The 24,990-nt window shown below is 38.1% G+C and carries 20 protein-coding genes; 12 read left to right on the forward strand and 8 right to left on the reverse strand.

Annotation, left to right across the window (positions count from 1 at the left end):
- Positions 1 to 51: 51 nt before the first annotated feature.
- Positions 52 to 2,298: a hypothetical protein gene (locus IPJ53_07810; GenBank protein ID MBK7799002.1), complete on the reverse strand. Its 2,247-nt coding sequence runs from the start codon at positions 2,296 to 2,298 to the stop codon at positions 52 to 54.
- Positions 2,299 to 2,527: 229 nt separating this feature from the next.
- Between IPJ53_07810 and IPJ53_07815 the strand changes: the two genes are divergently transcribed.
- A complete protein-coding gene (locus IPJ53_07815) occupies positions 2,528 to 2,845 on the forward strand; it encodes a hypothetical protein (protein ID MBK7799003.1) in 318 nt (105 codons plus the stop codon).
- A gap of 24 nt (positions 2,846 to 2,869) precedes the next feature.
- Here IPJ53_07815 and IPJ53_07820 read toward each other — a convergent pair whose 3' ends face one another.
- Positions 2,870 to 5,149 carry a BamA/TamA family outer membrane protein gene (locus IPJ53_07820; GenBank protein MBK7799004.1) on the reverse strand — a complete coding sequence of 760 codons (2,280 nt, stop codon included), beginning with the start codon at positions 5,147 to 5,149 and terminating at the stop codon, positions 2,870 to 2,872.
- A 109-nt stretch (positions 5,150 to 5,258) separates the two neighbouring features.
- On the opposite strand from IPJ53_07820, the gene IPJ53_07825 reads away from it, so the two are divergent.
- The 3 genes from IPJ53_07825 to IPJ53_07835 are packed head-to-tail and all read left to right on the forward strand — an operon-like array spanning position 5,259 to position 7,510.
- Entirely contained in the window at positions 5,259 to 6,005 is a 747-nt protein-coding gene (locus tag IPJ53_07825; GenBank protein MBK7799005.1) for an RNA methyltransferase, read from the forward strand.
- A 30-nt stretch (positions 6,006 to 6,035) separates the two neighbouring features.
- Positions 6,036 to 7,004, forward strand: coding sequence for a zinc-binding dehydrogenase (locus tag IPJ53_07830; protein ID MBK7799006.1), 969 nt, complete (start codon positions 6,036 to 6,038; stop codon positions 7,002 to 7,004).
- Positions 7,001 to 7,510: a metallophosphoesterase family protein gene (locus tag IPJ53_07835; protein MBK7799007.1), complete on the forward strand. Its 510-nt coding sequence runs from the start codon at positions 7,001 to 7,003 to the stop codon at positions 7,508 to 7,510. Before IPJ53_07830 ends, IPJ53_07835 begins: the two co-directional genes overlap by 4 nt.
- An 87-nt stretch (positions 7,511 to 7,597) precedes the next feature.
- Here IPJ53_07835 and IPJ53_07840 read toward each other — a convergent pair whose 3' ends face one another.
- The 3 genes from IPJ53_07840 to IPJ53_07850 form a co-directional block, all read right to left on the reverse strand.
- Positions 7,598 to 8,620, reverse strand: a complete 1,023-nt coding sequence (locus IPJ53_07840; GenBank protein ID MBK7799008.1) for a hypothetical protein — start codon at positions 8,618 to 8,620, stop codon at positions 7,598 to 7,600.
- Positions 8,621 to 8,650: 30 nt separating this feature from the next.
- Complete coding sequence (locus IPJ53_07845; protein MBK7799009.1) at positions 8,651 to 9,199, reverse strand: hypothetical protein; 549 nt, start codon at positions 9,197 to 9,199, stop codon at positions 8,651 to 8,653.
- Positions 9,200 to 9,376: 177 nt separating this feature from the next.
- Positions 9,377 to 10,423, reverse strand: a complete 1,047-nt coding sequence (locus IPJ53_07850; GenBank protein ID MBK7799010.1) for an NAD(P)-dependent glycerol-3-phosphate dehydrogenase — start codon at positions 10,421 to 10,423, stop codon at positions 9,377 to 9,379.
- A gap of 138 nt (positions 10,424 to 10,561) precedes the next feature.
- Here IPJ53_07850 and IPJ53_07855 point away from each other — a divergent pair, with 138 nt between their 5' ends.
- The 4 genes from IPJ53_07855 (at position 10,562) to IPJ53_07870 (ending at position 16,966) form a co-directional block, all read left to right on the forward strand.
- Positions 10,562 to 12,676, forward strand: a complete 2,115-nt coding sequence (locus tag IPJ53_07855) for a hypothetical protein (protein MBK7799011.1) — start codon at positions 10,562 to 10,564, stop codon at positions 12,674 to 12,676.
- Positions 12,673 to 13,905, forward strand: a complete 1,233-nt coding sequence (locus tag IPJ53_07860) for a hypothetical protein (GenBank protein MBK7799012.1) — start codon at positions 12,673 to 12,675, stop codon at positions 13,903 to 13,905. Before IPJ53_07855 ends, IPJ53_07860 begins: the two co-directional genes overlap by 4 nt.
- A gap of 163 nt (positions 13,906 to 14,068) precedes the next feature.
- Positions 14,069 to 15,355: an acetyl-CoA hydrolase/transferase family protein gene (locus IPJ53_07865; GenBank protein ID MBK7799013.1), complete on the forward strand. Its 1,287-nt coding sequence runs from the start codon at positions 14,069 to 14,071 to the stop codon at positions 15,353 to 15,355.
- Positions 15,356 to 16,966 carry a Na/Pi symporter gene (locus tag IPJ53_07870; GenBank protein ID MBK7799014.1) on the forward strand — a complete coding sequence of 537 codons (1,611 nt, stop codon included), beginning with the start codon at positions 15,356 to 15,358 and terminating at the stop codon, positions 16,964 to 16,966.
- 120 nt (positions 16,967 to 17,086) lie between these two features.
- On the opposite strand, the gene IPJ53_07875 is transcribed toward IPJ53_07870, so the two are convergent.
- Positions 17,087 to 17,755 carry a hypothetical protein gene (locus IPJ53_07875; GenBank protein MBK7799015.1) on the reverse strand — a complete coding sequence of 223 codons (669 nt, stop codon included), beginning with the start codon at positions 17,753 to 17,755 and terminating at the stop codon, positions 17,087 to 17,089.
- Positions 17,756 to 17,972: 217 nt separating this feature from the next.
- Between IPJ53_07875 and IPJ53_07880 the strand changes: the two genes are divergently transcribed.
- A complete protein-coding gene (locus IPJ53_07880) occupies positions 17,973 to 18,419 on the forward strand; it encodes a hypothetical protein (GenBank protein ID MBK7799016.1) in 447 nt (148 codons plus the stop codon).
- 420 nt (positions 18,420 to 18,839) lie between these two features.
- Here IPJ53_07880 and IPJ53_07885 read toward each other — a convergent pair whose 3' ends face one another.
- Positions 18,840 to 19,409 (reverse strand): hypothetical protein, encoded by a 570-nt coding sequence (locus tag IPJ53_07885; GenBank protein ID MBK7799017.1) that lies wholly within the window; start codon positions 19,407 to 19,409, stop codon positions 18,840 to 18,842.
- On the reverse strand, positions 19,409 to 21,238 hold the full coding sequence (gene yidC / locus IPJ53_07890; GenBank protein MBK7799018.1) for a membrane protein insertase YidC: 1,830 nt from the start codon (positions 21,236 to 21,238) through the stop codon (positions 19,409 to 19,411). The genes IPJ53_07885 and yidC overlap by 1 nt, the downstream gene beginning before the upstream one ends.
- Before the next feature lie 591 nt (positions 21,239 to 21,829).
- Between yidC and IPJ53_07895 the strand changes: the two genes are divergently transcribed.
- The 3 genes from IPJ53_07895 (at position 21,830) to phbB (ending at position 24,884) form a co-directional block, all read left to right on the forward strand.
- Positions 21,830 to 23,059, forward strand: a complete 1,230-nt coding sequence (locus tag IPJ53_07895) for a 3-phosphoshikimate 1-carboxyvinyltransferase (GenBank protein ID MBK7799019.1) — start codon at positions 21,830 to 21,832, stop codon at positions 23,057 to 23,059.
- Between the two features lie 6 nt (positions 23,060 to 23,065).
- Entirely contained in the window at positions 23,066 to 24,046 is a 981-nt protein-coding gene (locus IPJ53_07900) for a chorismate synthase (GenBank protein ID MBK7799020.1), read from the forward strand.
- A 91-nt stretch (positions 24,047 to 24,137) separates the two neighbouring features.
- On the forward strand, positions 24,138 to 24,884 hold the full coding sequence (gene phbB / locus IPJ53_07905) for an acetoacetyl-CoA reductase (GenBank protein MBK7799021.1): 747 nt from the start codon (positions 24,138 to 24,140) through the stop codon (positions 24,882 to 24,884).
- Positions 24,885 to 24,990 lie beyond the last annotated feature (106 nt).

Raw genomic sequence — 24,990 nt, forward strand, 5'->3', positions numbered from 1 at the left:
AAAAAGCCGGAAACTGAACACAGTTCCCGGCTTGCCATCATTTTGTATTTATTATTTTGAAATTTGAATTTTTCCGTACAAATGGACTTTCCCATCGGTTAAATTATAGAATATCACACCATTCGGGAGTTTCCTTTCGGGTTCTAAAATCCATTGTTGATTTCCACTTTCAAAAGTTTGAGTAAACTGTTGAAGCGATTTTCCTTCCACATTAAATAAAGTTAAACTAAGCTTTGAAGGTTTTGGAACAAAAATATCCATTTGAAATGGACCTTGTGACAATGGATTTGGAAATAAGTTATTTATTGAAAGTGCAGATAGACTAAGTGTTTTATTTGTTTCAATAAAATCATTTTCTCGAGTTGAAAGCTCCTTGGCTGTCAAGGTGGTTTTGCTGTCATCCAGTTCTCCAATTTTGATGGCTATAAAATCGGAATGTTCCCTGGATGATTTTAAGGATTTGTAAATAATGTATTCCGGAATATTTTCCGCAAGTGGATTAGTTGGAGATTGAAAATTATACGCAGTCGGAACAAAACGCCATTTTCGAGGAATCTGATTGAGAGATTTGGTACCATTAATAATTGAATAAAGCAAATCAAAATCAGCATGAGTGATTTGTCCATCGTTGTTTACATCAGCAGCCAAAATTTTATAAGGAGAAGTTATTTTTTGGGACCCAAGTACGTGTCTGAGTAAAACAATCGCATCGTACACATCTATTCCTTCAAGATCCTCTTTGGTAGATTTTGGAACAACCATGTAATCTTTGTCTTTTTTGACATCAATAAATGCAAAATTGCCATCTTCTCTGTTCATCTTTTCTTCAGCCATTACACCAAATACTGTATCTCGTTTTTCTTTAAAGATTGTGTCTCTTTTTTGAATATAATAAATGGTGCCGCTGGATGCTCTGATGGTATCGTAACGGATAAACGGAATCGTATCTTTGGTTATGCTGATTTTGAATGAGGTCATATCCAATAGTGAAAGTTTAACTTCTTTCTGACCTGACTTATTTTCCAATAAAACTTGTCCGTTGATGGAAAGAGTAGGGGGACGGGTTGTCAAACTGTCTTTTCTTTTGCAGTCAGGAATCCGAGCATTATTATTTTGAATTTCGATGATGGTTTTACAGAACGATTGGTTTCCTGCAGAATCCGTCACCCACATCTCCACTTCGTTTTTACCCAATTGGTCGCAGGTAAAAATTCGATTCATTTCTCTTACATCAGAAGAAAATGAAAACCTCAAATTTTTATATCCGCATTTATGATAAGATCCATGGTCCAGATCTTTAGCCCACACCTCAATCATACCTGCATCAACTGTTCCATCCCTATTGCTGTCAACCGGCATTAATGCTACAATTATACCGGTCAGGCAATACGGAGTAGGTGGAATTTTGTTTACCACCGTTACTTTTACTTCGCACTTCAATTCTACGCCGCATCCATATTCAGCAATAAAGTAAAATTTTGTGGTGCCCAAGGGATAATCGCCACTCGCGTCGGGGCCACCGCTCTTTGCATAGGGGGAGGTGTTTCTGATTTTTAACAAGTAGCCACATTTAGTAAATCCTTTGGCAGAATCAAGTTTTACAAAAGTGCCTTTGCAATCCAATGAAGCCTGGACCACAGTGTCTTTAGGGCATTTTAAATAAGCGGTTGAATCTTTCAAAACTAATTTGATGACCTGGGTGTAAGTCCATATACCCGTTGGGTACTTCGCGTTCGGAATGTATTGACACCAGTCGATGACTTTCCAGTCTCTTAATATTTTCATACATCCATCTGCTACAGTAAACTTCATGTCCTTATACGTGTACATGGGTTGGCTGCAACTTCTTTTGTTGAATGTCGGATAATTAAAACCTTTCGGCAAACTTCCGGGATCGGCATTTGGATTACACCCTTCAATTTCCAATGATTTTGGCCAAATAATGTCAGCATATCCAAAAGGAGTACCGCCGCCTAAAATTGTAATGGTTTGGCTGCAGCTGTGAAAATGCCAATTCTTGTCTTCATATTCCCAGGTTCTTGTAATGGTACCTATTCCACAGGAATTTGTATTCTTAGTGACTTTGGGAGGAGGGGCATCTCTTTTAACATAATTTTCCCAGAGCCAGGCCTTTCCCCATTTGTCAAGATTGGACAGATCGTCTGTACAATTGACGGTAACATCGTGTGGGCATTCTAGCCATACACTGATTGGAGCCGCTGTGGTATTTGGGGAGTTAAAGGCAAAAAACAATACAGCACAGCTAAGGCTCAAGAGACCTTGAATCGCAGTTTTCATTAAAAAATGATTTAAGAATTAATAAATAAAAAGCTGATTTTGGGAGTTAGTTGTGCAGTAATCGAAGGCAAATATAATAAAAAATTATAATATATAAATTTATATTTGAAAGGGGTATCCTGTCTGGTTGTCTTCAATGAATGTTATTACGAGTGTAAAGTATTTATTGCACCAGAATTAAATAAGTTCCGTATTTTTGAATCAATTTTAAATAAATAAAAATCAAAATATGGCAAAATTAATTCTCCGAATGAGTTTCTTGTTAGTGGTAGCTTTGTTTGTATCATGTAAAGGTGATAGCAAAAAAGCCGAGGAAACTCAGTCTGCACCGGCTACTACCAATTCACAACCGGCTCAAGCCGCACCTTCTTCACAGGTTCCTTCGAATTTTACTCCTTCACAGGGGCCTCCTCCATCTACTCCTCAAAATGCGAAGGGTGTGTGGCACTTTACTTGTCCTAAAGGATGTGAAGGCGGTGCAGGGGAAGCGGTTGCTTGTGCCAAATGCGGTACTACACTTACGCACAACCAGAACTATCATCAATAGTTTCTAATCTTGCATTCTTCCTTTCTAAAAAGGGTAGTTGAGTGCGAGATGAATGTTTGAATTTTTGAACAGGGAGGACCAGTTTACGGGGTCCTTTTTGCTGTATATCCAATACCTATTTGTCTCATTTAGGTAAGGGTTTCGTAGTTTGAATCCAAGGTCAACCCTGAACAGAAAATAGGATAGATCCATTCGGAGGCCAAAACCAGTTCCGAATGCGATTTGTTCGTAAAACTTTTTAGAAAAATTCCCCAGATTATTTTCAGCACCAGACTGGGGCAAGCGCCATACATTGCCTGCATCGAGGAATATTGCTCCTTTAAAAATCCATATAATGTCAAATCGCCACTCTGCATTGGCTTCAAGCTTGATATCTCCAGCAGAGTAGTAATTTCCTCTCTCGCCAAGCGTGCTGGAAACTGGGTCGCCTCCTGGTCCGGGTTCTCGTATTCCCCAAGCTCTTAAACTTTGTGGGCCACCAAGAAAGAATTGTTTGATGTAGGGTATTGTTTTACTCCCGCCGAAGGGAACTGCCAAACCGGCAGCTCCTCTTAAAGCTATGGTATTTTGGGAATTTACATAATAGTACCAACGGTGATCTGCATCAATCTTTATGAATTTTGCCAATTCCAAGGTATTGTTTCCAATACCGGTTGAATTACTGTTAATCAATTTGCCGACAGAATTTACCAGACTGGCTTCCAAACCACTGGTTTCTAATGAGACAATAAATGCCCGGTCAATAAAGCTTGATTTTTTACTTTGGTAATAATATTTCAGACTGCTTAAAAAGAAAGCAGTGAAGAGCCGTTTACCAATGAAGCTTTGCTCCAGAGCCTGGTTAGTTGCCAAAATATTTTGGAAGGCTGGAAAAACGGTAGGCTTATAATAGCTGACTTCCAATGTAGTTAGAATGATTCTATTGCGCCGATTTAAATAGTAATCATACGCGATTTTAGCATTAAAGGAATTGTAACTGAACAATGCAGCCAGATTTACATAATCAAACCCAAGAGAAAAGGCAGTTTTGGACTTCAATTCCTTTCTGAGTTTAATGAATGGCCTCAGCATTAGACGGCTTAATTGGTATGTACCGGTGATGTCATAAAAGTCAGGCAGCGTTAGGGTATTGCTGTAAGATATATTGATTGTATTTAAGCCAAAGGTGTCCACAAAATTGAGCTCAGCTCCTACCTCCACTTTAGTGTCAAAATTCTCAGCACCATGGAAAAGATTTCTATTTTTTAAATTTATATACCCTGAAACACCAAACAAGTTTCTTCCTGTAGTTCTCAGGGTTGTATAGTTCAGGTCGGTTCCGTAATCGGTTACCCATTTTTTATAAGGGGTGAGAAAAATTGTGTGATTAAGTTTGTCAGATTGGTTGCTGTCCAATTTAGTTTCAATGTTGATGAATTTATAATATTCTAGATTGGCTAGATTTAGATACGTTAGATCAATATTAGATTTATTGTAAAGACGCCCTGGCCTCAGCTCGATATTTCTGAGCAAAACATCATCCTTAATAAAGCTAATTTTATTTGAGTTGAAAAATGAAATTGAATCCAATTTAGTTTGGCTGAATATATTCTTAACGAGAGGGTTGTAATCACCCAGGATCCGGACGCTTCCAACGGTATATCTGGTATGGCTGGACCTTTGATCAGGATTGGCAACTGTTACTTTGACCTTAGCTTTTGTGCCAGTGGTGTCTGCATCTAAATTTTGAATATAAACAGGATTGAATTCAGCGTAACCATTGTTCAGCATAAGATCAGTAATGCGTGCTTTCTCACTTTGGAACAAGGCATTGTCCAAAGGAGATCCTGGCTTTAACATTGAGCCGGATTGATTTAAATGAAGTAATTGATCTATAGAAGTGTCTTCTGCCTGAAATTCAATCGACTCGACAAATGTCCTCTTATTGGCGCTGATCAAATATTTTACTGTGGAAGTCTTATTTTTTTTTCTAACAATTTCAGGTGCTACAATAACTGAGAAATAACCTTTATTGTACATGTAATTGTACATATTGCTCATGGTTGCTTTTACTAAAAAAGTATCCAGAATGGCAGGAGGTTCAGATTGTTTGCTGAGAGATTTTCTAAACCAAACCTTTTTATTTTTTCTTGCTTCGAGATAATTGTAAATGGCATGACGCTTAAAAAAAAAAAGATATGTCCGGTTAGGTTTTTGTTTGAATAGAGTACCTAATTCCTGTTTAAATAAAATTTTTTCATTTAAGGTGCTAATATCAAGCAGCTCAATTTTATTCTGAGTCAAGAGCGTTTCACCGGACTTCAAGTTTTTGGTCGTATTGCACGAGAAAATAAATCCACTGACGCACAGTAAGAAGAAAAGATTAATTTTGGTCCGGATATGAGGATAGCAACAATTAGCAATAAAATTCATTATGATTTCAAAAAATGAAATAAAATGGATTAGACAACTTCACGACAAAAAATACAGGCATGAGGAGGGCTTGTATCTTGCCGAAGGATCCAGGTTGGTGCTTGATTTGATGCAAACAAAACCTGAAGACGTTGTATTGGTGACAGGCACCAGTCTTTGGGCTTCGAAGCACGCTACAAAGCTAAGAGAATTTTCTGAACAATTCAAAGAAATAGGAGCTGATGACCTTGGAAGAATAGCCAGCTTGAAATCAACTGACGAAGTGCTGGGAGTCTTTCGTTTCCCTGTATTTAATGAAATCATTCTCCAGGATATGCCTGTGAGTCTTTACCTGGATGAAGTTCGTGATCCCGGCAACCTTGGCACCATTATTCGGACGGCAGATTGGTTTGGAGTCAAAGAAATATTCCTTGCGCCAGGATCTACGGATACCTACAACTCCAAAACAATTCAAGCTTCCATGTCCAGCATTGCAAGGGTGAAGGTCAGTGAGGTAGATATTAATTTTTTGAAAGAATTTGTTGGATTTGGGACACTGATAGGCACAGCAATGAATGGAAAGCCATATACACAGCTTCAATTGAAAAAACCTGCTATTATATGTTTGGGAAATGAATCTCATGGATTGTCTAAAGATATTTTCGAGCTTTGTCAGGAAGTTGTGACTATACCCTCTAAAAGTCTGGGTTCAGAATCACTAAATGTAGCAGTGAGTGCCGGAATTATTTTATCTCATTTTTGCATTTGAATATAATTGGTATTTAAGCATAACTCATTTATGAAAGCAGCCATTATCAAAGAGAAAAACACCCCGATTGTAATTGAACAAATTGCCAACCCTGAGCCCTCTTTGAAAGAAGTGGTGGTTGATGTACAATTTGCGGGTTTGAATCATCGAGATGTCTGGATTCTAAAGGGGCAATATGCCGGTATTCAGTATCCAATGGTGGTTGGTTCTGATTTGGCTGGAACCTACCTTGGGAAGAAGGTTATTGTTAATCCTGCATTTAATTGGGGGAACATCCAGACTCACCAATCCAATCATTTTGAAATTCTTGGATTACCCAAGTACGGAGCACTTGCCGAAAAGGTGAAAGTGCCTGAATCTTCCATTCATCCTTTACCTGAGCATCTCAAGCCTGAAGAAGGAGCGTCTCTGCCACTGGCCGGTCTTACTGCTTACAGGGCATTAATTAGCAGGGGGCAGGCTGTTAAAGGAGAAAAAGTTTTGATAACCGGAATTGGAGGTGGTGTAGCACTTTTTGCCATGCAATTTGCATTGGCGTTAGGCCTGGAGGTATATGTGAGTTCTTCAGATGAAAATAAAATTCAAAAAGCAGTTTCCCTCGGCGCTAAGGCCGGAGTTAATTATAAAAATGAGGAATGGGAAAAAGATTTTGTCAAAAATTTTGGCGGAGTGGATTTAGTCATTGATGGTGCGGCAGGAGATGGATTTGGCAAACTGGTTAAAATTTGCAATCCCGCAGCCAGGATCGTTATTTATGGTGGCACTAATGGCATGATCACTCAGCTGATTCCCCAACAGATATTTTGGAAGCAAATTTCTATTTTAGGGTCCACAATGGGCTCAGAAACTGATTTCAAAAATATGTTGACCATGGTAGAAAAACACCAAATACATCCGGTAATAGATCAAATATTTCCTTTTGATGAAGTCAATGAGGCATTTAATAGAATGTCGAGTGGCAAACAATTTGGTAAAATTGTATTAGGGATAGCTCCATGACAAGAGTTGCAATTATATCGGACACTCATGGTTATATAGACGATAAACTTTTTTATTATTTGGATTCCTGTGATGAAGTGTGGCATGCCGGAGATATAGGAGACCTTGGAATTGTGGACCAGCTGTCCTCCAAAAAAATAAGTCGCATTGTTTTTGGGAATATTGACAATCATTTAATTCGCGCCAGTGTTCCTGAGGTGCTTGTTTTCAATTGTGAACAAACAAAGGTGCTCATCATACATATTGCCGGTAAAATGGGCAGTTATACCCCTGAATTAAGAAAACTTATCACTGAACACAAACCTGATATATTGGTGTGTGGTCATTCTCATATTCTCAAAGTAGGCTTTGATAAAAAATACCAACTCTTACACATCAACCCGGGTGCGTATGGGGTACATGGATTTCATGTGGTCAGAACCCTGATTAGATTTAGTATAGAAGGTAAGGATATTAAAAATATGGAAGTAATTGAAATTCCGCGCAACACAATCGCACATGTTTAACGAAACATCTACAGTGATTTAGATTTTTTTTAAATTATTTAACCAGCTATTGGCCCGTTGTTGTTTAGTTTGGGTTTGAAACGCTTGTTAAGAATTAAACAAGTTATCATATTGGTTATCTGATTTCCCTTTTTCGATTTCATCTCTTTCAGGGCGAGCGGCATCAAGTTTGAATTTGCTTTCAGTCTTGACAGGTCCCATTAATAAAAGTTTACTTTTTTCTTCATAAGACTGGAGCATTTTCAAGCCCTCTTCCTCAAATACTCCATTTTGAAGATCGACTGAATTCATAAAATTCTCAGATAGCTCCATAAATCTTTCCATTTCGCCAACTTTATTAGCTACGTCATCCGCAATGTGTTCCAAAGCCTGATCAAAGATTAATCTCTGATCAGCGTTTCCGGTAATGACATTCATAGCTGATTTCATGGCACTGTGGGAGGCACGGATTGCTTTTCTTTCTTCTTCTTTTAGTTTTACCTGATCTTTAGTGTCCTCCAGCAGTATTTCTGAATTCTGATACATTTTTGAGAGCACCTTGCTCAGAATATCCATTTTGCTTAAAAGGTGATTGTATTTTTCATTGGTTTCCTGCAACCTGGCGGCTTTCCTTGTTGCCAAAACCATTTGAGGTTCTAATCCCTGATTTTTCGCCACCTGGGCCATCCTGAGATTTGTTTCAATTTCTTTAGAGTTTTCAGAAACATTGGTTTGCAGCTTTCTGATTTGACCTTTGAGCACACCAATTTGTTCACTCATTTTAGACAAATTGTTCTGAAGATCTTCAATGTAATTTTTGAGAATGCCAATAGGATCTATGGTAACAAAGATTCCTGTGACCCAACGCATGATGCTTTTATACATGTAGCCAATCAGATTTCTCATTCTGGGATCAATTACCATGTAAATTATTGCGCCCAGGACCAAGAGCATTCCTGAAAGATAAATGAGGTTGCTTGTGAGCGAAATCAAATAGGGGAGAAATTTATAGAGTACGGCTCCTGCGCCAATCAGCAGTCCTCCAAGTACTATAGTTCCGGTAATGCCTTCAGGTTTAGACCAGAAAGTTTTTGGTTTTTCCATTCCGGATCCTGGATTGATTGTAGCCATAATTATAAGTTTTTACAAAATTAAAAGAAATTATTTCTTTAGTGATTTTAATTGGGACAGATCAAGGCTAATCCATTCCTGTATCTTTAAAATGGTTTTTTCGAAAACAGATTTTTTGTTTTGGATTTTTTGGTCATTCAATTTGATTTCCTCTTGAATTCCATCCAATTTTGATTTCAACAACTCGTTTTCTTCCTGTAATTCTTTTATTTTTTGGTTGTTGATTTTAATGAGCTCCTCCTTCTCATGTAGTTCATGCTTTTTATCTTCTACCCTTGTTTTGTATTGTGCGTGCATCGCCTGAATGAATTTGGCTTCTTCATTTTGTACGATATTTTTAAAACTTTCGGCAGAGGCAAGAATATCATCTACACTTACCCCCATGGTGGATGCGGTAGTAAGTGTGGATTGTATGGCAGTGTTTTCATCCATATTCATGGATTTGAGACTTTTTACGGCCTGTCTGTATTTGATGTAATCAAATTTTTGACTGTTGTTACGGCTAATTTCTTCACTGATCAATTTGGCACTTGGCAGATCGATTCCTTCTGTCTCCAAGTTAAACATTTGTTCAAGCATTGTATAGGAGCTTTTAAATAATACGGAAAGGTAAGAAGGCTAATGAGACCAATCTTAAAATTTCTACTAAAAAGCTAAACTAGACGATAAAAGAGGGTTGAAAGGCGAATATGGTATGGAGAATAACCACCTAAAATGAATGTTTGATAGATTATAACCTTTACCATGCAAAGGGTTTTATAGAAAGTCCACATCCGGCAGGTAGGGGTAGCGCATTAGATATTGGATGGCTTTCTCAAGTTCCATTTGGTCAAACAAGACGCTGTAGATCATTTGAATAATGGGGACCCGAATCTGGTAATATTTGGCCAATTGATGTGCAATTTGAACAGTTCTTACACCTTCAACAATTTCATCCATTGAACTTATAATTTCCTGCATAGATTCCCCTTGGCTAAACCTAAATCCGAAGGTGAAGTTTCGGCTTTTTTCGCTGGTAGCCGTTGCTATAAGGTCACCTATTCCTGCAGTGCCGAGAAATGATCTGTGTGTGGCTCCGACGGCTCTTCCTATTTCTATCATTTCCCTCAACCCTCGGGTAATCAACATGGCCTGGATGTTTTTTCCCATGCCTTTGCCCGCCAACATTCCAGAAGCAAGCGCGATGATATTCTTTAGCGCGCCTGCCATTTCTGCACCGACTAAATCATAAGACCCAAAAACATAAAATATTTTGCTGGCTAAATATTCAGAACCAGCTTTGATCACTTCATCATATTCACTGGCTATCACACATGCTGTGGGCTGGCCATCCAGAATTTCCCGGTACAAATTTGGTCCTGCCAAACAACCAATCCTGAGCACGGGAGTTTCCTGGCGGATGACCTCGCTCATGGTATGAATTTGCTTACGGGAAATTTTTATATGCCTTATTTCGTTAAGAGGCAAATCAGAAAGGTCAAGACCTTTGGTTCCGTGAATCAGAATATGGCCTGGTGTAAGAAATGGGCTCATTGATTTGATGGTATCTCTAAAGCTTGCGGATGGAACCACCGGAAAAATTAAACTACAAGATTGAGTAATTTCTTCAATTTGATCGGTAGCTCTGATTCTTTTGGAAAGTGTAAGATTTATGTGGGTATTATGTTCATTTATGTTGTCAACGATTTGTTTCCTTCTGGAAAAAAGCAAAACATCCGCATTATGGGCCAAAAGCGTCGCAATGGTCGTGCCAAAGCTACCGGCACCCACCACACCAACTATTGCTTTTTCCTTGGTTTTCATAGAAAATGGGCGGCCAAGTTATGAATAAACCAGTCATTAAGGGCACTAAATAAACTTATTAAAAGATATGCTAATACTTAAGCAAGTGAATATGAATGTGCCCCCCAAAATAAAAATGACTATTTTAGCCCTTAAATTATGAAATCAGTATTTATGCAGAATGTCATTTCCCATTATTCAGGAAAGGCCGGTGGATTACCAGTAATGTTCTTATTCAATCTACTCATTTTACTGGGGGTTTCTTGTCGCAAAGTCGAGCCAAAATGGGATGCCGAGATACTGACTCCATTACTAAAATCTGAGCTCAATGTTTCAGATCTTGTTCAGGACAGTAGTCTTTTGACAGACAGCAACAATGTTTTACAATTTGTGTATCGTCAATCGTTGTACAATATTGCAGTCGATTCCTTATTTCAGATAAATGATACAGTACGGGCCAGAACTTTTACCATTGACAGTCTCTCCTTGTACAATGCAACTGCCACTTATCCGATAACGCTTGGTGCGATTTGCCTGCAGGCTGGTTTTATAGGCGCCATCATCATTTCCCAAAATGGAAGTTCAATTGCCATACCGGCCATTCCATCTTTCAATACGCCTGCATTTGAAATTAATGCAGATTCTTTATTTACATCCATGACTTTGGATCAGGGAAAAATTGACGTAGGATTTAAGAATGAACTTCCTATTGATATTACAGATGTAAAGTTTGAACTCAGAAATCAATCGGACAATGCACTGATCGTCAGTGGCAATTTCCCTTTGATTAAATCAAAAACTTCAGAGAAACAAACCTTTCTGCTAGACGGCAAGACACTTGAGGGAAAACTTAAAGCTCAGTTGATCAGTTTTTCTTCTCCGGGTTCTAATAATGTTCCTGTATTAATTGATACCAGCAATGCGATAGTCGCTGAACTTAAAGTTTATGATTTGTTCCCAAACACAGCTACGGCTGTGTGGCCTGAACAAAATCTGGTAAATCAACAACAGAATTTTTACTTGAGGGGTTTGGATGTTCAACTTAAAGAAGCCATTATAAAATCAGGAAAGATCCGATTGAGGATGTTCAGTACCATTCAAGACAGCGTGAAACTAACTTATACAATACCAGGGGGAACCAAGAATGGTGTTCCGTTTGAGATTTATCAGGTGTTGCCTCCTGCCCCGCCCGGAGGTGCTTCCGAGTATCAGAATGATTTTGACTTCAGTGGATATCATGTTGATTTTACGGGTCAAACAAAAGATTCGTTCAATGCAATATTTAACACCTACCTGATGAAGATTGATTATTCAGGAGTTAAAAAAACATTTTCTAAGTCGGACAATTTCAGATTGGAGTTGGGTTTTGTTGGCATAAAACCTTCCTATGCCAGAGGTTATCTGAACATGGATACTTTTAAAATTGGGCCATCTACCATCACTACAGATGTGTTTAATGATTTGAATGGTGTAATAAAGTTTGAGGATGTAAAAATGAGTGTAGGTCTGGAAAATAATATTGGTGCGGATGCAGAATTTTATTTGTCCCAAATTAAAGCTGTCAATTCACGAAATCAAACAAGTCTGGATTTGACTGGAGATATTTTAAATAGACCACTGAGTATTGACCGTGCAAAAGATAATAATGGTTTTCCTCCTGTAGTTCCAAGCGTTCATAATTTCTATCTCAATAAGTCCAATTCGAATCTAAATGAATTCGTCAGCTTATTACCTGATCAATTGGATTACAGTTTGGAGATTCGAACCAACCCCAAAGGCAATGTTTCTAATTTTCAAGATTTCATTTACGATGGAAAATTATTAAACGTTGATTTGTTATTGGAAGCCCCTCTTAATTTTTCAGCATCCGGAATGCAGTTATGCAGAGAACTGGAAATGGATTTGAGCCAGGATCGACTTGAACAAATACAAGGAGGGAATCTTTTTTTAAATGTTGACAATGGCGTTCCGATAGATTGCAGACTTACACTTGCTTTGATCAATCCTGTTGATGGAACAAGCATTCCTTTGATCAATGGGAATCAGATCATTCAGGCAGCAGAAATAGACGCCTTTGGCAAAGTGACTCAGCCAAAAAGTTCAGTCATCAAGATTGAGTTGTCCCGCAGTTTGATAGATGAAATTTTACGAACTAAGAAAGTAAAGGTTTGTGCAGTTTTTGACACAAAGCCTGCTGATAAAGCCGTTAAAATTTACAGTGATTATAAAATTAATTTTTCGTTGACAGGAGATTTTATATACAGAGCAGAATGAGAACAGCCATCACGTTATTAATTGTATTTTTTGCAGGGTTTCAAATGTTTGCACAATCAGATTTTCCGGAATTTGATCAATCCTCTGGCAAACAAAGTGTTTTAGCTTTACATGGCTCCATATTAGGAGGTTCAGATTATTTAAATATGCCTTTTGTCAAAGCTTACTACAACAGTGGGTTCCTTGATCAGTCTTTAAAAGAAAAGGCATTTGATCAGCTCAAAAATTTAAATCACTTGGGGGTTATTTTTGGATTAGGTATAAGTTATCAAAAAAGTGGATTGTCAAAAGGACCATTTCATCAAATAAGACTAATTGCGGGGCATGAAGATATTGTTGAGGCGAAGTTTGACGAAGAGTTATTTGGTCTTTATTTTTTTGGCAACAAACGTTATGAAAATATAAGGGCGCAATTTGATAATAGCTCTTTTGATGTGTTAAGGTATCAGTATTTAAAGTTCGGGGCTGATCGAAAGATTGGAAAATGGATGGCATCAGGACAAATTGGTTTGGCTTTCGGACAGGAAATGCGAGAATTGAAAATTAATAAAGGATCCCTCTTTACCGCAGAAGGTGGGAAATCTTTAGAGTTGGATTTAGAATTGAAATCAATATTTACGGATCAGGAGAATAAATCACTTTTGTCCATACAAGGAATTGGAATAGTTAGTGACTGGGCCCTAGGTTATCAATTGAATGAAGTTACTAAAATAAGTGTTGGGATAAATAGATTGGGATTTATTCGTTGGAATGATCAGTTGACTGGAGAGCAGGTAGATACCAATTACTTTTTTGATGGATTGGCAGTAAACAATTTGTTTGATTCAATTTATGTGGAATTAAAATCTGAAGAGGCGCTTGAGAATCAATTTTTAGAGCCCCTACCAAATGTGAATAAAAATATTCGTCTTCCATTTGAGTGGCGACTTAATTTCCAGACACTTTTAATGAACAGAAAGATTTTTCTTTCTTCAAGTGTTGCTTACATGCCTTCCAGAGCATTGGGCGCTTTTGGGGCAGTCAGATGTTCCTATCATTGGACACCTTGGTTATGGGCGGGAGTATCCGGGGGTTTTGGAATTTATAATTCTTGGAATTTGGGAGTTTCCTGTTCTGCTTACATAAAAGGGTACAGATTGGATATAGATTCAAACTCTTTGGTTAACTGGTTGCTTGCCGATCAGGCGGCATCGGTAAATGGGCAAATAAGAGTGAGCAGATATTTTTAGCAAACTTGCTAATTATTTCAAAAATAAATGGATTAAGGGTAATTATTTTGAATTCAACCAATGGCATTTTTCGTTTGTTGAATTTGAATTGACTTTGCTACTTGTTTTTATGATCAGATAGATTGAAACAGAAATCTATTGGTTACTTTTGAACCCTGATAATATGGAAATACAATATAAAAATGCAGAGGATGCTGTTAAAGTGGTCCGATCTGGTCATCGTGTATTTGTGCAGGGGAGTGCGGCCACTCCAACCAAATTATTAAGTGCACTGGAGAATAGAGCTTCTGAATTATCCAAGGTAGAAATTGTGGCTTTGACCACTTTTGGTGAAATGTGTTTAGCTAAACCAGAGTATAAAGAGTCTTTTTATTTCAATTCGTTGTTTGTTTCATCCAATATTCGTGACGCTGTCCAGCGGGGTATGGGAAGTTATATTCCAGTATTTCTTAGTGAGATCCCAAGATTGTTTAATCAAAAAATATTGCCAATTGATGTGGCCTTTATCCATGTTTCACCTCCTGATGCTCATGGATATTGCAGTCTGGGAGTTTCAGTGGACATAAGCCTTTCCGCAGTTAAGAATGCAAAATATGTAATTGCACAAGTTAACCCTAATATGCCCAGGACACATGGGGATGGAATACTGCACCATTCTGAAATTAATTGTTGTGTAGCTGTAGACGATCCATTACCCGAAATAAATTATGGCAAGAATGCGGGAGAAACAGAAAGTTTGATTGGGAAACATTGTGCAGCCTTAATAGAAGATGGTTCTACCTTACAAATGGGGATTGGTTCTATTCCCGATGCAGTCATGGGTGAGCTTTATCATCACAAAGATCTTGGTGTCCATACAGAGATGTTTTCTGATGGTGTGGTGAACTTATGCAAGGCTGGGGTTATTACCAATAAATATAAAAAGAAGCATCGCCGAAAAGTAATAACGACTTTTGTCGCAGGGAGTAAAATGCTGTATGAATTTATTGATGACAACCCTTCTTTTGCTTTTCTCGAATCAGATTATGTGAATGATGCTTATGTGATTGGTAAAAACCCTAAAGTTGTTTCTATCAATGGAGCCATTGAAATTGACCTGACCGGACAGATTTGCTCTGATTCAATCGGAACTTATCAATTTTCTGGTGTTGGGGGGCAAATGGATTTTATGAGAGGAGCTGCCATGTCAGAAGGTGGGAAACCTGTTATTGCGATTTCTTCCACTACCAGCAGTGGGAAATCTAAAATTGTTCCCTTTTTGAAAGAAGGAGCCGGGGTTGTAAGCACACGAGCCAATGTGCACTTTGTGGTAACCGAATTTGGGGTGGCTAATTTATATGGGAAAAATCTTGAACAAAGGGCGCGAGAGTTGGTAAACATTGCACATCCTCAATTTAGAGAGGAGCTTAATATAGCTATCTTTGAAAGGTTTGGTAAAAAATTTTTCTAAATGAATCCGACTGTCATTCAAATCTGGCCTTTTCTTGCAGGTTTGGGACTTTTTCTTTTTGGAATGTCTCAGATGGAAGAATCATTAAGGAAAATGGCAGGCCGAAGCTTTACCAAGTTTCTTAAAGAACATACCAGAAATCCGATAAAAGCCGTGCTTTCCGGGGCGTTGATTACTGCTGTTTTGCAAAGCAGCGCAATGGTCACTTTGTTGGTAATGTCTTTTACAAGTGCAGGAATCCTTCTGCTCAAGAGCGGGATAGGTATAATTCTAGGTGCAAATCTTGGGACGACCATTACAGGATGGCTCGTATCACTTTTGGGATTTAAGTATCGACTAGACGTTATCATTTTACCCTTAATAGCCATTGGGGGTCTTGGCACCCTCTTTCTAACAAAACAGTGGCTGAATCAAACTTGTAGATTTTTAATGGGGTTTGGCCTGATCTTTTTGGGACTTGAATATATGAAAGGAGCTTTTGCCGAATTTGCTCAGCAAATGGACCTCACTTTTTTGAATGGAAAACCATACGTATTATTCTTTGCAGTTGGTTTTTTGCTTGCCGCGGGTCTGCAATCCAGTTCGGCGAGTATGGTTATTTTTTTATCGGCCCTATCTGTTGGAATCATTCAGGTCGATCAGTGTCTTTTTATGGTGATTGGAGCGGATCTAGGAACCACCATTTCTGCATTTTTAGGTACATTAAAAGGAAATACCATTCGGAAAAAGACAGGATGGGCGCAGATATATATCAACGTGTTCAGTGCAATTGTTGCATGGTTGATGATGAGTGTTTATATTTTTATCATCAGGGAAATATTGAACATAAGGGATGACATGGTTGCTGTTGCTGCATTTCACAGCATGGTAAATTTCTTTGGGATCATTTTAATGCTGCCATTTTTAGGAATATTTACCAAGTTTATTGACCGGTCCATTTCAAGCAGGGAGGTTTCAAAAAATAAATTTTTAAAAGGAGTTAGTCCATTAGAATCTGGATCAGCGTTAATGGCTCTTCGGAAAGAAGCGAAGTATTTTCTTGGGGAGTCAATAAGACTTAATAGGATTATGATGCGGATTGAAGAATCTCCTGATGATGAAATTGAACAGTATGGTTATATGAAAGAATATGAAAATGAGATTACTAATTTTTATATTCAAATGCAACAAGGTAATTTGTCTGCTGAAGATGCCCACGCTGTTTCACATATCAGCGCAGCTGTCAGGAATGCGGCATTGGGCGTGAAGGATATCAAGGACATCAGTCATAATCTTTTCAACTTAAGGAACAGTAGCCATACAGATCAATATTCCTATTTTATTAAACTCCAGACTTCTCAGCAGGAATACTACGATTTGTTAAAAAAATTAATGAGTGAAAATCAAAAGGATTCCTTAAAGCTTGTTAAACAAGTGCGACAAGCAAATTTGAAAATTCATATGGAAGTGAATAAAACTTTAATGGAGATTTTTGCTTCAAATGTTGATGCGTTGGATTTCGATTTTTCATCACTGATGAATCTCACCAGAGAAATCAATAATTCCAATGAATATATTTCTCAGGCTTTTGAGAATTTGAAAAGTTTGGAAATGGGTGGCAATAAATATTAATTCATTGAAGATCAGTTGTTGGGAAAAATTATTCCTAATACTTGTCAGTAGAAAATAAAAAACCGGCTTGTTGTAGAACAAGCCGGTTTAAATTATTATTTAGATTGGACTCCTCTCTAATTAATCTCTGCAAGCGTCTTTTAAAGCTTTTAGATCTTCTTTACTATTCACAGTTACAGAACTGCCATCCTTTTTTAAGGTAACACTGAAAGGAAATTTCAAATTAGGGTGGGCTGATTGTTTTCCCGGATTTGACTCCTTCCATGCTTTAAGAGCTGCTTTTAACTCTTCTTTAGAATTGGCGACCACTTCAGTGTTGTCTGGTAAGACAAGCGTAACAGGAAATACCAATTCAAAGCATGACAATCCCCGGCCTATGTGCCCGCGCGGACCTTTTCCATGTCTTGGAGGACACTCTTTTCTCAACTCGTTCAAGCCTTCTTTGGAATCCACTGTTACAGTAGTCCCATCTGCTTTGATCACATCAATAGGGAATACAAATGCAGGTTTTCCTGAAATGGTGGGATTGTTTTTTCTCCATTCTTTAATTCCGTTTGCCATTTCTTCATAGGAACCAAATGTTTGGGTAGTGTTGTCTGCAAACTGGATTGTCACCGGGAACACCAGTTCGAAGCATCCCAATTTTCCAAGTCCGCAACCATCCTGTAATTGATACACCGCATCATCTACAAAATTTTCAAGGTCAACAGTTTCTTCTTTCTGACATGATGTCAAGCTGAAGAGAGCCATGGCACAAATTGCCATCCCGTTTAAAATCCATTTTTTCATATAACTAATTTTATTTGATTTCATTTTAAATTGTTCATTTGAATAATAAAGTTTCCTTTGTAAATTTTGTACTTGATTATTTAAATATTTTTTATTCTCACTTTACTTATTTTTAAAAAGGCCGTATTTTAGGAAGATGAAGTAACCCATTAATTAAAAAAATAAATAGTATACAGTACAGTTATGTTTTTTTGTCCTTGTATTATTAAATTGAGGTATGCGTTGGATTTTATTTTTATTAATTTTATTTTGGTCTTGCAATAAAGATAATGTACACATCGTTGACCCAGCGTTTGTTGCTTATCTGGACCTTTTTCAACAGGAGGCCTTAAATAGAGGGGTTGATGTGAGGGGCGAACTAGAAGTGCTCAATATTTCTTTTACTTCATTTGATCAAAATATTGCTGGTCAGTGTCAAGCAAGTAAGGATGCTCATACAATTTTGATGGACAGTAATTACTGGAACAAAGCTACAGACATTGAACGAGAGGTTTTGTTGTTTCATGAATTGGGACATTGCATTCTTGGAAGATCACACCTGGATGACAAAACTGCAAGATCACAATGTGTTTCCATCATGCGCAGTTCAAGTGGAATATGCAAGATGGAATATAATGCAAATACCCGGGGAGATTATTTGGATGAATTGTTTAAGGGAAAGTGAAATTAAATTTCCAACTTTTGATACCGAAATAGTATAAATCAACAGATGAGCATCCACTTCTTAAATCAATTTAAACTTTAAGTCTCGTAATTATTTTTGACGGAATGCATCGATAATTAGATTTGTAATTATATGTTGTTTTTGCAGAAGATCTAATCAGTAAATTGATATAACTTTTCTAATGAAAGGACGATGATAAAGGTTGAATAGCCGTTTGGAATATTATAATATTTGCGAAGGGAATTATCTATACATTTATTAAAATCTCAATGGCGCTGGTTTAAATTTACCTTAATCGCTTTTTAAACCATTCATATATTTTCCTCAATATTTTTCCAATGAGAGAATTGTCTTGTGATTCCAACTTTAAAGTGTATACACTTGCTTCCTTACCCAAGTTGGTATTTATTTTGAGTGGTTTCATTTTGATTGATAATTTATAATCATTTGGAATTTTGATTCAATCATATCTTCCAATTCCTTCAACTGAGCGGGAGAAGAGTGGTTGTCAGTAATAAATTTTCTTAATCCATATTCTTTAATCAGAATATTCTTATTGGGCAGATCAGGCAGAAATTCTCTTTCGTTTGGAGGATATACAGAGCTTAGCTTAAAAAAGTTTATTTGATTTATTTTTTCCATCAATTTTAACCATTCATCTTCTGCCATTAGACCCCAGAACCTTCCCGGGTTTTGGACATGCATGATGCCTTGATACAAAACGGCTCCATTGTTGAACAAGGTGTAGTTGAAGGTTGGGCAAAAACCAAAGCAGGCGGTCCGTTGATAGAACAACAACGTATCTAAATTCTGGGGTAAAGTGTCTTTTGCTTCTATTTTTCCGATAAACCTTGGAAGCGCATCCGGAATTTTTATTTGCTCTCCTGATTCCAACTGATCTCCAATTGCCTGACCCTTTTCCTTAATTGTTTTTCTATAGCATGCAAAAACAAGAAATGGAAGTAAAAGCAAAAGGAATCTTTTATTCATCAGGATTTATTTTTGTTTTTCAATTTCTCCTGTTCCATTTTTTGCTTTTCCTTCATCATCTGTTCCAGTCTCTCCTGGAAGCCCCCCTTTTTCTTCGGTTTGTTCTTATTTAATTCCAACTGATCTCTGATCTTATCATGATTAAACAGATAACTTCTTCCCAATATTGTTTGAATGATATTCAACAAATTGCTAAAAAACATATAGCAGGTCAGACCAGCTGCCGTTTTATTGAACATAAACCAAAACATCAGAGGCATCAGATATTGCATGTAGAGCATGGCAGGGTTGGCTGAGAAATCCATGGTCTTGGAAGAAAAATAGGTGAATACCAAGGTTGAGATTACCCAAAGAAAGGCAAACAAGCTTAAGGTATTTCCAAAAAACGGTATAGAAAATGGTAAAATCAAAAATTCATCAAAGGAAGATAAGTCGGAAGCCCATAAAAATGAGGCTTGGCGAAAGTCAATGGTTGCTGGAAAAAAACGGTAGAGAGCAATCCAAATAGGCATTTGCAACAAAAGTGGAAAGCATCCCCCCAAGGGATTTACACCAAATTCGTTGTACATTTTCATGGTCTCGACCTGTTGTTGTTGCAGGTCGTCTTTATGTTTGGCTTTTACTTTATCAATTTCAGGTTTGAGGGCCGTCATCCTTGCCTGAGATTTTAACATCTTGTATGCCAATGGAAAAACCAAGAGCTTTACAATAAGGGTCATCAATAAAATAATCAAACCCTTGCTTCCCATAAAGTCATTGAGGAATGAAAATAGCGGACGGATCATGTGTCGGTTGATGGTCCCGAAAATAGACCAACCATATGGGATGATGTCTTGAAGATGGTTCTTGAATTGACTTAGACGTTTGTATTCATTGGGTCCCAGATACCATTGCATGTCAAAATTCTTTCCATGCACAGAGGCGGCCGGAATATTTAAGGTCGATTTAAGTAATTTAAGATCTTCACTATTCTCGGCCAACATTACCGTTTCAAAACTCCCACTGCTAAAACCTTCCTTGGGGATTAAAGAGGAATTGAAAAACTGATTGGAATGGGATACCCACTCAACAGACTTTGTTTTACTGTCGTGTTTATCATCTGAGCGACAAGAACAATAATCGGCATCCTCTTCTTTTTCCTTGTAATAAACCGAGGTATAGAATTTTTCATATTCATAATTTTTCTCAAGCTTATCCAGATAATTTTCCCACTGCAAAACAACATCATTGGAGGCGCCGGCATGATCAACCCGAATTGAATAATCCAAAACATAATCTTCCGGCTTTAGATGATAGGATACAAAAAAAGTACCACCACCAGGTAAATTGGCTTTTAACTCAACAGACTCGTCGGTTTTGTTTGTGGATTCAAAAACTAATAAACCGGTATTGACAGGGCCCTGGGCTGTTTGAATTTGGTAATCAAATTTATTCTTAGGGTCTTCTAATAAAAAAAGGTCAGAAACAATTTCTTCGTTGTTTTTACCCGGAGAGATCTTTTTGTAGTTGTCTATTTTGGCTTTAATGATTTTAGCGCCTTTGTTGCTGATGGAGATTTCAACTAATTTATTCTTAAGCACAAAGGTTTGTTCTTGTATTAGGCTGTCCTTTGAAGTAGTGTCTAAGATTGTCCCGCTGTTTTGAGCCACGGGGGCTTGCATAAATTTTGAGGTGTCTCCTGAGGGTTGAGGCTGGCTGGCTAAAGCAATTGAATCTGCAAATTTTTTCTCTTTAGCTTTTTTTTCCATGTTGGGCTTAAAGAAGAATTCACTCCACACAAACAAAACTGCGAAAATCAATGCAAAACCAATTATATGATTACGTTCCATGAATGCTGATAAATTTTGGCCTGCAAAGCTACAAATCCTCATGCCATTGATCCAAAGAATCTCGATGATTGAAGCTTAAATTACGATGAAGGGCGTAAGAGGAGGTGATAATAGGGTAAATCTGACACATCTGTGAGGACGGAAACAGCACAATTGTTGGGTTCTACATTCCCTAAAATGAAACTACCAGGCTCTTTAGTCTGGTAGTTTATTTAGACAGTAGTAGGTAAAATATGTATTTTTATTGGATTTGTTGGGATGAAAACTCCGATACCCGGGTACCGGAGCTAACCTTACCTATCACTACCTGAGGTAAATAACAGGTACGTTTTCAATATTCACAATCAACAAATCAATTCTTTATTTGAAACCGGTAACATACTATTAAAGATTCCTATTAGTCAAAAAACGCTGCTTAGTCAAATAAAAAATGTTAAAGTTTTTGACATATTTAATTTTGTAATTTATAAATAATAGATAATCAAACATTTAATCATGTTGAGTCATGGCCTTTTATGGCATGCATTCAAGATTTTTAGTTAAGTTGTTTGAGGCTAGTATCAGAAAACGTATTATTGTGGTCTTCTACTTATGACATACCAGCTAAATGCCCAAGGGGTGGGCAGTGATTTTACAATTGCTTTACCGGGATCAAAGAGTGAAACCAACCGACTGTTGATCATCGAGGCACTCAGTGACAAAAGAGTTGAAATTCTTAACCCATCTGAGGCGCAAGACAGTCAAATTATGGTGGACCTGATCCAATCAAAGGAATCCATACTGAATGTAGGAGATGCTGGGACTGTCATGAGATTTCTTGCGGCTTATTTTGCTTTAATTCCAGGGGAGCGAATATTAACCGGAAGTGCCAGGATGTTGCAGCGTCCGATTGGTCCCTTGGTTGATGCATTAAGGAGTTTGGGGGGCACAATCAGTTACCTGGGAGAAGAGGGCTTTCCCCCCATTAAAATCAAAGGAGGAGCCTTGCAGGGAGGGGAACTTCTCTTAGAAGGCAAACAAAGCAGCCAGTTTGCTTCTGCTTTAATATTAATCGCATCTTCTCTTCCTGGTGGTCTCACACTTCTGATTCCAAAAGACCAGGTTTCAGGAAGTTATATAGACTTCACGCTCGGGATTTTAAAAAAACTCGGTATTGAGATAATAAGGAATGTTGAAGGGGTCCGAATTCTTTCTGGCGATTACCAGGAGAATAAATGGGTTATAGAGGGGGATTACAGTGCAGCCTCGTATTGGTATGAGTGGCTTTGTTTTCTTCCGAATCATGTACAAATCAAATTGCCCGGGCTGTATCCGAATAGTTATCAGCCGGATGGTAGGGTGGTGGAGATTTTCAAGCGGTTGGGGATCGATACGGTGTATGATGAAGTTGGTGTAATTATTTCTAAGAATCCCGATTTTAATTTACCAGAAGATATTTTGCATTTTGATTGCATTGAAACCCCTGATCTTGCACAGACCATTGCTGTTGCCTGTGCCGGGTTGGGGATAAGTGTTCAAATATCCGGACTGAGTACACTCAGGATAAAGGAAACGGATCGTATCCATGCCTTAGAGATCGAACTTCGCAGATTGGGTTTGAATCCTGTTGCAGGACCGAATGAAATTTTAATTCCAAAGGGAGCGCTAAAAAATCCACTTGAGCCAATTCAAACATATGGCGATCATCGCATGGTGATGGCGTTTACACCACTGGTAAGTATCCTCGGAGAACTTTCTATCTTTGATCCCTTACAGGTCAAGAAATCTTATCCAGGATTTTGGGATCAGGCACAAAATTTTTGTAAGATTCGCAGTCTTTGAAATTATATGAATTCCTTCGGCAGAATTTTTAAGGTAAGTATTTACGGAGAATCACATGGACCTGTCGTGGGTATTCTAATAGATGGGATTCCACCCGGAATTGAATTGAGCGCAACTGATTTCTATTCAGATATCGCAAGAAGAAAACCTGGATCGAAAGGGACTACCACCAGAGTTGAGGCGGACGAACCTGTCATTAAATCAGGCGTTTTTAATCAAAAGACAACCGGCGCACCCTTGTGTATTGAATTTATCAATTCCAATATCAGATCAGGTGATTACGATCAGTTTGTCAATCAACCCAGACCGGGGCATTCAGATTTCAGTGCTTCGAGAAAATTCAAAAATTTTAATGATCATCGTGGTGGTGGTCATTTTTCCGGGCGTCTTACTGCAGCAATTGTTGCCGCCGGTGTGGTTGCAAAGAAAATATTGACCAACATACAGATCCAGGCAAGAATTGTTGAGGCAGGAGGAAAAGAAAATATAGAGGAAGCTTTGCAATTGGCTTTGGAAAGTAATGACAGCATTGGCGGTATTGTTGAGTGTCGGGTTACTGGTATTCCAGTTGGATGGGGGGAGCCTTTTTTTGATTCTTTAGAGTCAGTACTGGCTCACTTAATGTTTGCCATTCCTGCTGTTAAGGGGATTGAATTTGGCAGTGGGTTCCAGGCAGCAAAAATGAAGGGGTCCACCCACAATGATCCAATCATTGATCAGGAGGGACATACCCTTACTAATCATTCCGGAGGAATATCCGGTGGCTTGGGAAATGGCAACGAGATGGTTTTTCGCATTGCTGTAAAACCCACCTCGAGTACACCTCAAAAACAGCAGACCTATGATTTTGAAAAAACAACTGTCAGCGAATTGGTTGTGGAGGGACGCCATGACTTGTGTATAGCACTTAGGGTTCCAGTAGTTGTCGAAGCCATGACGGCATTGGGGCTTGTAGATCTTATGTTTATACAATCTTTAAGAGGTTGATGGAATTTTAAAATAATTTAAAATTTAGTAATTGTTTGTTTGATTAAAAATCTTGTAATAATATTACAGTCACACCAACAAATTATCATCCATGGAAACCAATCAAAGAAACATAGCCCTGGTTACAGGTGCTACAGGGGGACTCGGCACGGCCATGTGTCAAAAATTAAAAGATGATGGCTATTTTGTAGTGGCTAATTATCGAAATGCAGAAAAGGCAAAAGTCTGGCAGGAAAAGGAAAAAGAGAAAGGGTATGAATTTGCCATGGTGGAAGGAGATGTCACCCATTTCGAAGACACTGGCAGAATGATGGCTGACATTAAGGCTAAATATGGTCCAGTATCCATTCTTGTCAACAATGCAGGTATAACAAGGGACACTCCGCTTTGGAAAATGTCCGAGGAGCAATGGCGTGATGTGATTCATACCAATCTAGATTCTGTGTTTAATTGTTCACGACATGTAATCGAAGACATGATTGCTCAGGGTTTTGGTCGCATCATCAACATATCTTCAGTAAATGGACAAAGAGGACAGTTTGGTCAAACAAATTATTCTGCTGCCAAGGCTGGAATGCATGGATTTACCAAATCTCTTGCCATGGAAGTAGCTAAAAAAGGGATAACAGTGAACACTATTTCTCCGGGTTACATTGGTACAGATATGGTCATGGCCATTCGGGAGGAGGTTCGGAATAAAATAGTGGAACAAATCCCAATGGGGAGATTAGGAGGCACAGATGAAATTGCTTATTTGGTTTCATTTCTTGCCTCAGAGAAAGCTGCTTACATCACCGGTGCAAATTATGCGATCAACGGAGGGCAACATGTAGCTTAGATTTACTTTAGGCAATTTAGAAGTTTGCATTGCAACAGGATCTTTCTGATTGAAAGAAAGATCCTGGTTCGTCTTTTAAATTCATGGAGTCTTGAGTGTTTTCAAT

This window comes from Candidatus Vicinibacter affinis, from assembly GCA_016714365.1.
Lineage (GTDB): Bacteria > Bacteroidota > Bacteroidia > Chitinophagales > Saprospiraceae > Vicinibacter > Vicinibacter affinis.

What these genes read in the sequence shown, in the direction of transcription:
- IPJ53_07810 (MBK7799002.1), bottom strand. Translation starts at nt 2,298, where the DNA reads ATGAAAACTGCGATTCAAGGTCTCTTGAGCCTTAGCTGTGCTGTATTG.
- IPJ53_07815 (MBK7799003.1), top strand. Translation starts at nt 2,528, where the DNA reads ATGGCAAAATTAATTCTCCGAATGAGTTTCTTGTTAGTGGTAGCTTTG.
- IPJ53_07825 (MBK7799005.1), top strand. Translation starts at nt 5,259, where the DNA reads ATGATTTCAAAAAATGAAATAAAATGGATTAGACAACTTCACGACAAA.
- IPJ53_07830 (MBK7799006.1), top strand. Translation starts at nt 6,036, where the DNA reads ATGAAAGCAGCCATTATCAAAGAGAAAAACACCCCGATTGTAATTGAA.
- IPJ53_07835 (MBK7799007.1), top strand. Translation starts at nt 7,001, where the DNA reads ATGACAAGAGTTGCAATTATATCGGACACTCATGGTTATATAGACGAT.
- IPJ53_07840 (MBK7799008.1), bottom strand. Translation starts at nt 8,620, where the DNA reads ATGGCTACAATCAATCCAGGATCCGGAATGGAAAAACCAAAAACTTTC.
- IPJ53_07845 (MBK7799009.1), bottom strand. Translation starts at nt 9,199, where the DNA reads ATGCTTGAACAAATGTTTAACTTGGAGACAGAAGGAATCGATCTGCCA.
- IPJ53_07850 (MBK7799010.1), bottom strand. Translation starts at nt 10,423, where the DNA reads ATGAAAACCAAGGAAAAAGCAATAGTTGGTGTGGTGGGTGCCGGTAGC.
- IPJ53_07855 (MBK7799011.1), top strand. Translation starts at nt 10,562, where the DNA reads ATGAAATCAGTATTTATGCAGAATGTCATTTCCCATTATTCAGGAAAG.
- IPJ53_07860 (MBK7799012.1), top strand. Translation starts at nt 12,673, where the DNA reads ATGAGAACAGCCATCACGTTATTAATTGTATTTTTTGCAGGGTTTCAA.
- IPJ53_07865 (MBK7799013.1), top strand. Translation starts at nt 14,069, where the DNA reads ATGGAAATACAATATAAAAATGCAGAGGATGCTGTTAAAGTGGTCCGA.
- IPJ53_07870 (MBK7799014.1), top strand. Translation starts at nt 15,356, where the DNA reads ATGAATCCGACTGTCATTCAAATCTGGCCTTTTCTTGCAGGTTTGGGA.
- IPJ53_07875 (MBK7799015.1), bottom strand. Translation starts at nt 17,755, where the DNA reads ATGAAAAAATGGATTTTAAACGGGATGGCAATTTGTGCCATGGCTCTC.
- IPJ53_07880 (MBK7799016.1), top strand. Translation starts at nt 17,973, where the DNA reads ATGCGTTGGATTTTATTTTTATTAATTTTATTTTGGTCTTGCAATAAA.
- IPJ53_07885 (MBK7799017.1), bottom strand. Translation starts at nt 19,409, where the DNA reads ATGAATAAAAGATTCCTTTTGCTTTTACTTCCATTTCTTGTTTTTGCA.
- yidC (MBK7799018.1), bottom strand. Translation starts at nt 21,238, where the DNA reads ATGGAACGTAATCATATAATTGGTTTTGCATTGATTTTCGCAGTTTTG.
- IPJ53_07895 (MBK7799019.1), top strand. Translation starts at nt 21,830, where the DNA reads ATGACATACCAGCTAAATGCCCAAGGGGTGGGCAGTGATTTTACAATT.
- IPJ53_07900 (MBK7799020.1), top strand. Translation starts at nt 23,066, where the DNA reads ATGAATTCCTTCGGCAGAATTTTTAAGGTAAGTATTTACGGAGAATCA.
- phbB (MBK7799021.1), top strand. Translation starts at nt 24,138, where the DNA reads ATGGAAACCAATCAAAGAAACATAGCCCTGGTTACAGGTGCTACAGGG.